This window comes from Phormidium sp. CCY1219, from assembly GCF_035615515.1.
Taxonomy (GTDB): Bacteria; Cyanobacteriota; Cyanobacteriia; order Cyanobacteriales; family Laspinemataceae; genus CCY1219.
The window spans coordinates 1-12,977 of record NZ_JAJENT010000515.1; the positions used below are offsets into that span (position 1 = coordinate 1).

Consider the following 12,977-nt stretch of genomic DNA (forward strand, 5'->3'; position numbering starts at 1 on the left):
ATAAGAACCGGAAATCCCGAGTATTTGTGCTGCTTGAGTAGATCCTACTAGTATCATTGAAATGAACCATTGCGATACGGTTGTGTTTCAATATATAGCAGTGTTTGGCGAATTTGTCTAGTCCCCAAACACAAATCTTTACATTAGCAGCGCCCCCAACCTCCCATGAGTAGAATTACTCTGTCTATAGGAATTTTGACAAAGGGAGATTTTTCTCCCATTTCCTCCACTCCTAACTCATGGCAATAAAGCGCCCCCACTTTAGATGAGTAGAATTACTCTGTCTATCGGAATCTTGACAAAGGGGGACTTTTTCTCCCATTTCCCCCACTCCTACTCATGGCAATAAAAAATCAGGACACGGCAATGCCGTGTCCTAAAAACCAGAGATTTTTCCCACAATTTGTAGCCGTGTTGGTTTAAGTTTATGCAGGATAAATCTACTTAATAAGTTGGTGCTAGCAGATAAAAAATTGCCCTCTATTGACAAAATAACCTTGGAAAAGCCATTGAATTGAAATCGACTAAACCACGGCAGATTGTTTGGATTGCGAGCCTTGGGAACCGGAATTTTGAGCGTCTTTGGGTTGGGAAAGGGGCAATTTAACCGTAAAGGTGCTGCCTTCACCGGGGGTAGAGGAAAAGGTCATTTCACCGTGATGGGTTTCGGTGATAATTTTATGGGAAATGGATAATCCCAAACCCGTGCCTACACCCATCGGTTTGGTGGTAAAAAACGGTTCAAAAATGCGGGATTGGATTTCGGGGTCAATGCCCGGGCCATTGTCGGAAATGTAAATGGCGATCGCATTGTCATCCACTTTTTCCGTTTTCACGGTGATTTTATTTTTCTCACCTCTTTTTTCCGAGGAATTTTCGGCTTTTTCGAGCAGGGCATCAATCGCATTATTGAGCAGATTCATAAACACCTGATTGAGCTGATTGATGTAGCACTCCACTTTGGGAATCCCGGCAAATTCCCGCTCTACTTCAACATTTTGTTTGGTGCGGTTATTGAGTAATACCAAGGTATTTTCGAGACCTTCTTCTAAGGATGCCTCTTTCATATCTGGTTCGTCCAGACGATAGAAATGTCGCAGGGTGAGAACCAAATCGCGAATCCGTTCTGCGCCGACTTTCATCGACCCCATAATCCGAGGCAAATCTTCCAAGATGTAATCGAGTTCTACTTCCTCGATGGTATCTTCTACGGATTCCTCAGGATTGGGATAAGCATCTTGGAACGCTTCGATAACGCTACACAAGTCTTCTACATGCTCGTCCACATAGGGTAAATTGCCGTAAATGAAGTTAATGGGATTATTAATTTCGTGGGAAATCCCGGATATCATTTGACCCAGCATGGTCATTTTTTCCATTTGCACCATGTGATTTTTCAGTCGGTGCAATTCGCTTAAGCTGTCTTGCAGTTGCTCCTCTTTACTTTCGAGATTTTGGGTCAGTTCGACAACTTTTTGTTCGAGTTCTGCATTGCGCTGTTCGAGTTGTTTGACTAAATCAGACATGTTTTCCCCCTAATCTTGAATAAATTATAGCTAAATTAATGCCCGGACTCAAAAAAAAATGGTCAGGGAATGGGTAACTCTATGGACATTTTATCTGCCTCGGTGTAAGTTTATCTCGGGAGTTTAATGCCCGATCGCCTCTGAGGGAATGGGCGGTGGGTAGGGGCGCGATCGCCGCATCGAGTAGGGAAAAAGGTTTGAACCGTACCGCAAGCGGGCTTACGCCTGAACGATTTGCCGATTCTGAGTTGCGTGGCGCTGATAATATTCCGGAATTCCCCCAGAAATAACATAACAGCAGAACAGACCCGGCATATTGCCGAGTCTCTTTCCACTGTATCGAGAAATCAAAAATTTGCAACAGGCGCGGGCGCAGAGGCGATCGCGCGGACAAAGGGTCAGGAGAATCACGTCCCTGGTGAAGCATAACCGATAGGGCATCTAAATCTCAATTCTAGACGCTTCATCATTTATCCTTCCCGTCCTTGTCCTCGCATCTGAGAGCGATCGCCCAATTTTTCCCTAAATGTTCGCCTTAAACTCGACGATTCGGGGGTTCATCCAGGCGCGAATAAGATCCTTTCCCCACATTGCGAACGTTCACCACTTTACTAAGTAAATCAAACCAAAACGATGCCCCCATCGAGATGGCAATCCCACTAATCAACCACCCGACAATTCGCTTCAAATAAGGAATTCCCCATCCTTTCTGCGCGATCGCCTGCTGTCGCAAGTTCGCTTGATTCCAACCAATCGGAAGGGAAACATCTTCTAACGATTGTTTGACTTGCGTTTTCACCTGCTCTAACTCTTGCGCGGCGATGGTGGGATTTTGTCGCACCAGTGATTCGGCATTCATGGTGACAGTTCCTCGAACAATCGGGTCTTTCGACAAACTATTGATAATATGTAACGTATCGGAATTGGCAGAAATCGCCACCAAAAATCCCACTAAAATCGCCACCCCTCGGGCATTGCGCCGATAAACCCCTGAAGCGCGTTCCATCGACCCATTAAACCAGGTTTCAATTTCTTGCTGAAAGCTATTAATTTCATCCCCCACCCCATCGCTTTTACTTTGAGCGCGTTTCGCCAACACCGACAAACTTTCTTTTAGGGAATCGGGCAACAATTCTTTTGCCTTTTCCAACTCTTTAAACGTCGCTTCAATTTGCTGATAAACCGGACTATCTTTATCCTCAAATATCTTTTGCAATTCCCCATACACTTCGCGATAGCTGGAAATACTGTCCACCACATCGCTGGGGCGCGGCTTTAAGTTTTTCAGCAATACCTGTTTGCCCGCTTCTCCGTAAACCTGCTTCCGGATTCCCTGGATTCGCCTTAACAAAGATGCTGCCGAATCGGGCAGTTGACCGGCTTGCGCCAAGGCTACTTCTAACTCTTCCACAAATAAAACCAGCCGTTCTTCCATCAAGTCCACAAACATCGACAAGGTAATTTCTTCCTTGGCATACTCCAGAACCAATTGGTCTAACGCTTGTCCGCAAGCAGTCAGCTCTTCCTGGAATATTTGGTATTCATTTTCGCTTAATTTTGCACTTTTACCCAAAACAATCAGGTCTTTTAATTGCCCTTGTTTGAAATCTTCAATGCGCCCGATACTCAAAACATGGGACAATCCGCGAATTCCTAACTTATCCATCAGGGTAACGGCAAAAAAGTCCGGCGGAATGTAAGAAGGGCCGCTTTTTTCCGACCCAAAGGTGTTTTCGCTTTTGGTCAATTTTTGATAAGCGGCGAATAAGGTCTGACCGACCTGCCGAATCCCGCGCGCTAAAACCCCTTTCGCCTCTTGATTCAGGTCTTTAATCAACGGATGATTGTACAGTTCGTTCGCCAGTTGTCGCGCTTCGCGGGTTTGCTTCGATTCTTCTTTGCCCCCTAGCAGCACTTCAATCGATTTTTTTAAGTGTTCGGCTCTCCACTGCAGTACCGTGGTGATGAGTTCCTGAATTTCTGACGCCAGCAAACTCAAAATAAGATACACGAAAATTAAGCCGATCGCGATATCTAAAACAAAAGGAATGTTCATCGGGTGAAAACTCCATTAAGTGATTGGGTAGATGCGGGGAAAATATTCCCACACCACTCAAAGAATATCTCTTCCGCACCGGAAAAAGGGGGAAACGGTAGGACACTCTCTCAACAGAACACAAGCCAGCAAGGCGCGCCATTCGTCGAGGGCGAGAATTTGTCGGTGCATCGCTACGATACCCGTACGCGAACGCAACCGTGGAAAACTCAAACAAATCACTATCTGGAAGCGTCACCCTCACCAGGCGATCGCCCCTTTAATGCAAGAAACTCGCCCCTCCAGTTGGCGCTTGGATCCCAATGCAGCCGATGTGCCAATCCGGAGGGGCGATCGCCGCGAAACACCGGAAAAGCGCGAACCCAATCGGCAAAGGTTAACAATGGAATTTACGATAGTTGTCAGTAGGGAACCCTAAGCATAGAAAAAGCAGCATCTTGGTTTTCACCGCATGACCCTTGCAAACCCCATCGTTCACCCCATAGAAACCCTATAATGTATCGCGAAATTTTTACCCTGTACGAATCGAACGAGCAATCTCGTCGCACCCGCCATCGACTGGAACAAATTTGGGTGCTGATCCTGCTGTTGGCGGCGATCGCCCTTTACCAAATGAACCTCGGGGATCTGCCCTTGCGCGACTGGGATGAAGGAATTGTCGCTCAAGTGGCGCGCGAGATTTATCGCGGCGATTTCAATTGGCTTTATCCCACCCAAGGGGGCGAACCGTATTTCAATAAACCGCCCCTGATGCATTTGTCGATCGCGATCGCCTATGCGTTTGGGGGGGTGAATGAGTGGACCACGCGCTTACCGGGTGCCATGCTGACGGCGCTATCGGTTCCTTTACTCTATGGTGTGGGGCGCGAGGTTTTTCGCCTGCGCGGTCCGGCGATTTTTGCGGCCCTGATTTATCTGACCCTGTTACCGGTGGTGCGTCACGGGCGGTTGGCGATGTTGGATGGACCGCTATTGTGTTTTTTCTTGCTGACCCTGTGGTGTTTGCTGCGATCGCGCCGGGATTTGCGCTGGGCGTTGGGGGTGGGGATTGGTTTCGGATTGATGTGCTTGACCAAAGGGGTTATTGGGGTGTTGCTGGTGGCGATCGCGGCGATTTTTATCGCCTGGGATACCCCGCGCTTGCTCACCAGTTGGTATCTGTGGAATGGCTTTTTTCTCGGTAGCGCGCCGGTGGTGTTCTGGTATGTGGCGCAATGGCTGCACTATGGCGATCGCTTTGTTGCTTCCCACTTTTTCGCTCAGTCTTTCCAGCGCCTTTGGGCACCGGTGGAAAATAATTCCGGTCCGCCGTGGTATTATGTTTTAGAAGTATTAAAATATGCTTGGCCTTGGTTGCTGTTTTTGCCCCAAGGGTTGCGATCGGCTTGGGAAAATCGCACCATGAGTTGGGCGAAGTTAGTGCTGGTTTGGTCTGGGGTGTATTTTGCGGTGATTTCCCTGATGGGGACTAAATTGCCCTGGTATGTTTTGCCCCTCTATCCGGCGATCGCTCTGGCATGTGGGGCGAAATTGGCGGAAGTTTGGCAAGGGGAAAAACATTCCGACCCCTTCACTCGTTCTGCGCTTTATCCCTCCGCTTGGATCGCGATTTTGGGTCTGCTGTCCCTGGGATGCTGGCTGGCCAGTTTTTATTTTGGGCTGCTCGAACCCACCGCTGGGGTTTATCTCCCGATGATGTTAATTGCGGTGGCGCTAACGTTAAGTGTGGCGGCGTTTTTAGTCGATCGCCAAGACCGCCAATTTATTTTGATTTTGTTTTGGGGAATGTATGTTTCTGTGTGTTTGTTTGTCAGTTCCCCCCATTGGATTTGGGAACTGAATGAGGATTATCCGGTCAAACCCGTGGCGGAAATGCTGCGCCAATATACGCCAGCGGGGGCGAGGATTTACACCTCGCATCCCTATCATCGCCCGTCCCTGAATTTTTATAGCGATCGCCAAGTGATTCCCGGCGATCGCTCTCAATTGCAACAATATTGGATCGACGACCCTCAGCCCTATTTACTTTTAGAGCAATCCACGTTCAAACGGTTAGGTTTAAATGCGGTAAATACCCTGACGGAAACTGACGATTGGATACTGGTTTCGCGTCAGTAATCCTCAAACCTTATCGCCCCACAGCCTTGCGCTAGGGGGCGCTTTTTTTATATTTAATTTGCCCCGATTTATGGTTGAAGAGGCACTGATGAATCCTCTCTACGGAGAGTCTTCTGGCGACTCGATCGCCTCGTTGACTCCTTCGATAAATCCTTCTACCGGGTTGTTTTCTGGGGTCCATCCTTCTAAGGTGGCAAATGTCAGGCTCGCTACCAAAATGCCGGCTAAAATTGCCCACAGGGAAGGAGGTTTTCCCAGTCCCACATCTCGCAAAATCCGAGCGGCGGGGCGACTCTGACGCCGTAACAAACGCGCCACGGACAGTTGTTTCAAACTGAAGGGGTCTCTGACGTAATGACCGCTCCAACTGATCACTAACCGAGCTTGACAATGTGGGCATGTATAAAGTCCGCCGAACATCTCGCCCGGATGGATATGTCCGGTGCGATTGCATATGGGGCAAGTGACAGAGTTACTATCAAAAATATGAGCGTTCATGCGACTTTCCCGCTTTTCCCTAAACCGTAATTTACTTCATTTCAATTTCACAACACCAGTGGCGTCGTTGAGTTTTTTGCCTAGCTTAGCGCTGACAGTTGTCATCACTCCTGTGTATTTGCTCTAATTTTTGGATTCTCCTCGGTTTTCCCAGTGCTGGATCCGGCGGTGGAAAGCTGGGGGCTGGTGCCGATTCTTTCCCCTCGCTGCGATGCTTGACTCGGGAGGCGGAACCCATCCTCGTTTCTGCGCTAGCATGGCGCGATCGCCCTTGCGGCGCGATTCGTTCTCGATTGCGGGTGTATTTAATCACCCTAGGGGATGAGGAAGATGAAAGAACTGCCCCGCAGGGCTGGACAACATCCTATTTTCTAGTTTAGTGCTCTTTGATTCCGGGTGAAAATCCGAGTTCCCCAGACTCATTTATCGGAGAATGACAAAAACAAGGCTGCAATGCACCTTGAACTATCAGGGATCGAGAAATAAGCCGAATTTAGGCGGGTTCTAACCATTCGTTACCTTTAACGTTTCTTCATAGAAATCCGGGGCTGCGTGAGGGGAGTGACCCCCCATTGCCTCTGCGTCCTCCGATAGATCTACTGCGAAGGAAACTCCCATTCCTGCAAAATTTCTAAACCTTCGAGAGAAGTAAAATTATAGTGCAGGGGGGTTAGGGTAATGTAGTTTTTGCGAATCGCTTCTACGTCTGTAGGTATATTTGCGTTTAATTGCGGATCGAGGGTTTGTTCTACCTCCTCGAGCACTTCCCCTGCTAACCAATAATAGGTTTTACCTCGCGGATCGGTTCGCTTCTGAAAAATATCCACGTAGCGCCGCACTCCCTGACGGGTTAGGGCAACGCCGACAATCTCTTCGGTGGGAACCCCGGGAACGTTGACGTTGAACAGCATTGGCTTGGGTAAGGGATGGGCTTTCAACAGCTCTACCATCTTTACGGCAAAGTTGGCGGCAGGTTGAAAGTCTTTGATTTCATAGCTGGCAAGACTGAAAGCAAGGCTGGGAATTCCTTCGATAAACCCTTCCATTGCGGCGGAAACAGTGCCAGAATAAAGGATGTCCGTGCCTAAGTTCTGCCCTTGATTGATGCCGGCAATTACCAAGTCTGGGGGAGTGTCGAGTAATGCCCACAAGGCAAGCTTGACGCAATCAGCAGGGGTCCCGGAACAGGCCCAGGCGCGGATGCCCTCGGGAAACATGGACTCTACCACTTCGGCGCGGATGGGACTGTGCATGGTTAACCCATGTCCGGTGGCTGAACGTTCGCGATCGGGACAAACCACAAAAACTTGATGACCCGCTTTTGCTAGGGCGCTGGCTAAGCTGAGAATTCCTGGGGCATAAATGCCGTCGTCATTGCTAAGTAATAGTTTCATTAACCAATTGCAGGGGGCGAACAGCAGTGATTGTTTTCAAGGGACGATTCGGCGTACCGATCGCCGTTGGGGTGGCTCCGCCCTTGGCGGGGTTGCCTCAATGGTGCGGTGCGTTCTTTGCGAGCCTACGCGCTTTTGCATCTGCACCGCAATCCTTTCTTTCCCTTCTGCGACACCGTTTATTCAATCTTATAATCCAAGGGTTCGCAAAATTCTTCGATGCCGGTTTCGACTACAAAAATAATCACCGGGGCGACTAATTTTGGCGGACAAAGACGCGCTTCGCTTAATGCTTCCATGCCCGCATCGAATTTTCCCTGGTTTAACTGTTCTCTGACTTGTGCTTTGCACAATGCGGCGCGACAGCGCTTTGCTAGCCCTTCTAACCACCGTTCTGAGGTGTTCGGTTCTTGCCCCGCCTGAATCGCTAGCCCAATGGCCGCATCTTCCATATCTCCTTCACAATCCTCGATCGCGTCGAGGGCTTCGAGCGCTTGGGGATAATTAGCGAGTTCGGTCCGATAGTGGGCAATTTTTGCAAAGGAAAGGACGATAGTCATCGGGTTGGGTTTGCCACTCAATTTAGGATTACAACAAGCCGCCGCCTTTACCACTCTCGAGGTCGGAGATGGGCAAATTTGGCCGCGTCACCTTGGCGATCGGGCTAATTTAACCCGCGACGCGATCGCATTATAACCAAAATACTCCCTCGTTTCTCACCCGGTTCATTTTATTTTCTCTGCTTGCCTCTCCATTCTCTTCCCCTTCGGTTTCTAATCCCCTCCATTCCTCTGTGCAAAACTGCCAAAAATTACCCCCCAATTCTGCTAACAAATCATCCCACTACGCGATCGGCTCTACCCCCAACAAACCCCACCGCTTTTTTCCCCTAGCCTCAACCACCCAGCCAATTGAAAGCCTCACCCACCCGCTGCATCAAACCCAGCCTGTACGCAACGCCTAAATTGCCAAAAAAATATTAAAAACCTGCAATATATTGAAAAACCAAAATTATTGCCGATTTTGCCTCGTTCCGAGAAAGCGGGCGATGGGACTCGAACCCACGACATCAAGCTTGGGAAGCTTGCGTTCTACCACTGAACTACGCCCGCATTTTGACCTGCGCTTACCCTAGGGCAAGCGAGCCTGTTTCGAGAATAATTAATTATCATAAACCCTTTCGGCGGCGGTTGTCAAGGGGTGTTTTAAATTTTTTGGTCATTGGTCATTAGTCATTTGTCCTTTGTCCTTGGTTTGGCGACCTAGGGTAGGGTGCGTCACCCCCGCCAGCCGATCGCGCACATCGGCCAATTTTCTGCGGGGGTGACGCACCGCTTCTCATCAAACCCCATAAAAAGCCAGGGTAAGAGCATCTCAATTAGGCTTGACACAAGGAGCTCAGAATCTTTATCATGTAGTCATTGGAACTGCCCATACTTTTCGGGTTTCAACCTGATGATGCCCCTTTTCCGTCCATCATAACTTACATTAAATCCATTAAATTGGTTGGCTCTTGCGGTTTCAAAGCTGTTTTTTACTTGATGATAAAGCTGAGGGTGATTTCTCTTTAGAGTGACTACATAATTAGCCTTTTTTTGACGAATTAACCTGAGGATTTCGGGTTGAGCGCCTATCGCATCCATCGTAACCTGGCCCCAGTTATGTCAATTACTTCTAACAAAGCTGGAATGGCTGTGATTTTATTTGAATGGTCTTTAACTTTGACTTGTCCTAGCACCAGACGATTTTCACTGGCTCAGGCCGTGACTAAGTGTAGGTTTTTCAATCCCTTTTCTCTATCGTAAGAACCTCGGAGGGTTTTTCCATCAATCGGAATAGTCCTAGGAGAGCCTAAACCTAGGATGTGGTGAATAAAATCAGTTAATATTTTTTCAAACCCTTGAGGGTTGAGTCTCTCAAAAACTCTCCGAAATGTATCATCGCTTGGGATGCCATTAGGTAATTTTAAAAATTCTTTTAACCAAGTCAGCTTACTGATTCCATAATTTTCCATATCCTCCCATCCATTGCCTCCACTAATAGTAGACAAGAGAGCAATGACCAGAATATCTTTGAGTAAGTGTAGTTTGGTTCGCTCCGCTCTCGGGTCTGGTATATCATCAAAACAAGTGGACAAATTTGTTTTTAGTTCTGGGATAGTTAAAGGTTGTGGTGAAACTTGAGATTGAGCCTTTTTGTCGGGTTTTCGAGAAGCAAATCCTTTCGTCATTAACTTGTCCTCATTTTAATTTTTGAGCTTTTTAGGCATTATAGAAATGACACCGCGTCAATGGTATTTACCATATCTGCTAAGTTTTGTCTGTTACGTTTTCATCTAAATTAGATGAGCTTCCCCTGGCTTTTGCCGACAAGGTGAGATGCCCCCAATTGAATGCCAGTACCCACAATCGTTAACGAACCGCGTTGCAAAAAATACCTCCCTGACGTTTCTATTTGTTGTTTACAATACCAGCTTTTGCTGCGATTACAGTTCGGATATTCTCCAAGTGAAAGCTGCGTTATCAAGCTTTACGATAAGCGGCAAAATTTGACAGCAAACCCGCCCCCACAGAGGCGGCAAAAATAGGATGGTCGGGGTGGCTTTTTTGATGAACTTGTGCCATGAACCATCCGATCGCATAAACCCGCCCCCGCCCGATTGTGGAAGTTCGCGGGATAGGGGTTCAAAAGCGCGAGGGGGGTCTAAAAACCACTAGCGGGATGAACACAGAGTTTTGCACCCCCTGGGGATTGGGGTGTGTATCCCCAGTTACATTTTCCCCCTGAGTGGTGTGGGGGCACAGACAACGGCGGAAAATTCGGATAAACTAGCAGAGGATTATTATCAGATCGCAACTTATGTTGGGAGAATCGAACAGTCTAGACTTTGCGTTTGCGCCAGTTGTGGGAAAATTCGTCACCGAGGACACTCAAACCTGGGTAAGGGGCGATCGCGTCGCCCCGGAAGGCATCCCCTTGGCGATCGCCGCCGGGAAAGCGCTGACAGAATTTTTGCAATTCGTGCAGCTTGAATTAGAAGATGCAGACTTGGATGAAACCGAGGTGCAGCACTACGCAGAACCCCTGGAGCAGTTTTTACAACAGCCCGAGGTCAAAAACCAATTGTGGAGTGCCTTTAAAAAAGACAGCCCGCCCCTGGAAGGAAACCTCCTAGGTCAAACCTGGAGAGAACGGAAATTAACCCCCTTACCCGGGGAATTTTCCTGGTCTGATGTAGCCCGAGGATACTGGAATAAAATCAAAGCCTTTCGGGATGCCAAAGAACTGGTCGATCGCTTAGAACAGCCCGAGCGTTCCGACAGCATAACCCGCGACACCTTAAAAACACAACTATTCGGCCAACATTTTTTCCAAGAATCCTGGCGCGATTTGCTGGTAGAAATTGCCCGCCAGGTCGAGGCAGAAATCGCCGGAGAAATCATCGAACACTTAATAGAAATAGACGGAGAACCCTATAACTTTGCCAACTTATTTTTAGCTGCAGATTGCCTGTTGGGGTTAAAAAACCGCGAAGCGATCGCCACAAGTGCGGAGAAACTGCGCGATCGGCTAGAAACCCTCACCCAACACAAAGAAGTAGACGATCTGATATTAATCCGCCTAAAAGCCGTAGGCACGATCGCGCAAACCTGGAAACAAGACCCAAAAACCCAACCCTGGCTGAAACGACTATCCCAGTCAAAAGTAGCCGATACCATCCGGATGACAGCGGTGGATGAATTAGCCCAATCGTGGAAAGACGCGCCGAATATCCGAGGGTGGCTAAAAAGCCTTGCCCAACAGGAGGGGTCAGAAATCACCCGCACCAGTGCGGTGCGAGGATTAGCCACCTATTCCAAAGGCGATCCGGACACCTTACCGATGCTGAAAGCCTTAGCCCAAGGCGACCCCTATTGGCTGGTGCGCGAAACCGCCTTGCAGGAACTGGCCAAAGGCTGGAAGGACGATCCCGAGACCTTCAGCCTGCTGCAAACCCTGGCGCGATCCGATCGCGATCCAGACGTGAGAGAAGCAGCCATCGAAGCTATCGCACAACAGTGGCGCGATCGCGGCGAAAGCTTCACCATAGTGAGAACGGCTGCCGAATCCGACGAAGACCACAATGTGAGAACTGCCGCCTTACAACAACTGGCGATCGGCTGGTTCGACGACCCAGAAATCCTGGACTGGCTGAGAAATCGCGCCATTGCCGACGAGAAATGGCAAGTGAGAATCGCCGCCTTGCAACAACTGGCCACCGGCTGGTTTGACGACCCAGAAATAGTAGAGTGGATTCGCAGCCGCATCGTCTCCGACGAAGATTGGCAAGTAAGAATCGCCGCCCTCCAACTGGCCGCCGGCTGGTTTGAAGATCCGAAAACCCTGCCCGTATTGAAAACCGTCGCCGCCACCGATCGCGATCGCCACGTGCGAGAAGCCGCCGTAGAAGAACTGGCGAGAAGCTGGCAAACCGACCTGGACATCCTCCCCCTGCTGAAAGCCCGCGCCACGGAAGACCCCGATTGGCAAGTGCGCGTCGCCGCCTTGCAACAGCTCGCCTCCCGCTGGTACGACGACCCCGAGACCCTCGCCATCCTGAAAACCCGCATTACCTCCGACGAAGTATCCGATGTCCGAATTGCCGCCTTGCAAGAACTCGCCGCCGGCTGGTTTGAAGACCTCGACACCCTCGCCATTCTGAAAAATCGCGCCACTAGCGATGAAAATTGGGACGTGCGAATCACCGCCGTGCGAGAACTCGCCACCAGTTGGAAAGAAGACCCCGAGACCCTCGCCATCCTGAAAACCCGCGCCAACACCGATGACAATTGGGCCGTGCGACTGGCGGCGATGCTCGAACTGGCGAAAGGGTGGTTTTCCGACCCCGAGGCGGTGGCGATCCTCAAACGGCGCGCCGGTGAGGATGAAGATTCCTTCGTCCGCCACTCGGCGGTGCAAGAATTGGGCAAAGGAGAATTAGCCGAACCCAATCTGTTCGAATTCTTGCGCGATCGCGCCCTCCACGATCCGTTTGTCCCCCAAGAAGATGGGGCAATCAATCCCCGCCAAACCGCCCTAGAAGCGATCGCCCGCCAGTATGGCGAACGCCGGGAAACCCAATCCTTACTGCGCGATCGCAGTGCCCGCGACCCGGATCCAAAAGTGCGATCGTTTGCCCAACAGCAACAGGAAAGCTCCTCCTGAACCCGTAGGGTGGGCAACCCCTTGCCCACCCTACCCGTGACGGTGGTACTTGATACTCCCTACGGATAAATCCGAGAGATTCTTAAAGAGTCCAAAGTCGGAGTTTTAAAGGCGCTTTTCCCCACACCCCTACTGACTCCATTGAGATTGAACCCCAATTTTGCCGCTACTTTTCTCAAA

Annotated in this window: 11 protein-coding genes and 1 tRNA gene; 4 read left to right on the plus strand and 8 right to left on the minus strand. The window is 49.5% G+C overall.

Annotated features, from left to right (window positions below; all coding sequences use genetic code 11):
- Positions 1-524: 524 nt before the first annotated feature.
- The 3 genes from LKK83_RS13505 to LKK83_RS13515 form a co-directional block, all read right to left on the minus strand.
- The gene (locus LKK83_RS13505; RefSeq protein WP_324631690.1) at positions 525-1,526 is read right to left on the minus strand and encodes a sensor histidine kinase; all 1,002 of its coding nucleotides are present in this window, start codon (positions 1,524-1,526) and stop codon (positions 525-527) included.
- A 219-nt stretch (positions 1,527-1,745) separates the two neighbouring features.
- Positions 1,746-1,967 (minus strand): hypothetical protein, encoded by a 222-nt coding sequence (locus tag LKK83_RS13510; protein ID WP_324631691.1) that lies wholly within the window; start codon positions 1,965-1,967, stop codon positions 1,746-1,748.
- 94 nt (positions 1,968-2,061) lie between these two features.
- The gene (locus tag LKK83_RS13515) at positions 2,062-3,582 is read right to left on the minus strand and encodes a hypothetical protein (protein WP_324631692.1); all 1,521 of its coding nucleotides are present in this window, start codon (positions 3,580-3,582) and stop codon (positions 2,062-2,064) included.
- Positions 3,583-3,844: 262 nt separating this feature from the next.
- On the opposite strand from LKK83_RS13515, the gene LKK83_RS13520 reads away from it, so the two are divergent.
- Together LKK83_RS13520 and LKK83_RS13525 are read left to right on the plus strand one after the other, a co-directional pair.
- Positions 3,845-4,000 carry a hypothetical protein gene (locus tag LKK83_RS13520; RefSeq protein ID WP_324631694.1) on the plus strand — a complete coding sequence of 52 codons (156 nt, stop codon included), beginning with the start codon at positions 3,845-3,847 and terminating at the stop codon, positions 3,998-4,000.
- A gap of 77 nt (positions 4,001-4,077) precedes the next feature.
- Positions 4,078-5,700, plus strand: a complete 1,623-nt coding sequence (locus LKK83_RS13525) for an ArnT family glycosyltransferase (protein WP_324631695.1) — start codon at positions 4,078-4,080, stop codon at positions 5,698-5,700.
- 99 nt (positions 5,701-5,799) lie between these two features.
- On the opposite strand, the gene LKK83_RS13530 is transcribed toward LKK83_RS13525, so the two are convergent.
- The 3 genes from LKK83_RS13530 to LKK83_RS13540 all read right to left on the minus strand — a co-directional run bounded on the left by LKK83_RS13530 (position 5,800) and on the right by LKK83_RS13540 (position 8,152).
- On the minus strand, positions 5,800-6,033 hold the full coding sequence (locus tag LKK83_RS13530) for a hypothetical protein (protein WP_324631696.1): 234 nt from the start codon (positions 6,031-6,033) through the stop codon (positions 5,800-5,802).
- Positions 6,034-6,794: 761 nt separating this feature from the next.
- A complete protein-coding gene (gene surE / locus LKK83_RS13535) occupies positions 6,795-7,592 on the minus strand; it encodes a 5'/3'-nucleotidase SurE (protein WP_324631697.1) in 798 nt (265 codons plus the stop codon).
- Positions 7,593-7,771: 179 nt separating this feature from the next.
- Positions 7,772-8,152, minus strand: coding sequence for a hypothetical protein (locus tag LKK83_RS13540; RefSeq protein WP_324631698.1), 381 nt, complete (start codon positions 8,150-8,152; stop codon positions 7,772-7,774).
- Between the two features lie 10 nt (positions 8,153-8,162).
- Between LKK83_RS13540 and LKK83_RS13545 the strand changes: the two genes are divergently transcribed.
- Positions 8,163-8,288: a hypothetical protein gene (locus LKK83_RS13545; RefSeq protein WP_324631699.1), complete on the plus strand. Its 126-nt coding sequence runs from the start codon at positions 8,163-8,165 to the stop codon at positions 8,286-8,288.
- Between the two features lie 344 nt (positions 8,289-8,632).
- On the opposite strand, the gene LKK83_RS13550 is transcribed toward LKK83_RS13545, so the two are convergent.
- A tRNA-Gly gene (locus LKK83_RS13550) sits at positions 8,633-8,704 on the minus strand.
- A 644-nt stretch (positions 8,705-9,348) separates the two neighbouring features.
- The gene (locus tag LKK83_RS13555) at positions 9,349-9,822 is read right to left on the minus strand and encodes an ISAs1 family transposase (RefSeq protein ID WP_324631700.1); all 474 of its coding nucleotides are present in this window, start codon (positions 9,820-9,822) and stop codon (positions 9,349-9,351) included.
- A 629-nt stretch (positions 9,823-10,451) separates the two neighbouring features.
- Here LKK83_RS13555 and LKK83_RS13560 point away from each other — a divergent pair.
- Entirely contained in the window at positions 10,452-12,797 is a 2,346-nt protein-coding gene (locus LKK83_RS13560; protein WP_324631701.1) for a HEAT repeat domain-containing protein, read from the plus strand.
- The last annotated feature ends 180 nt before the right edge of the window (positions 12,798-12,977 follow it).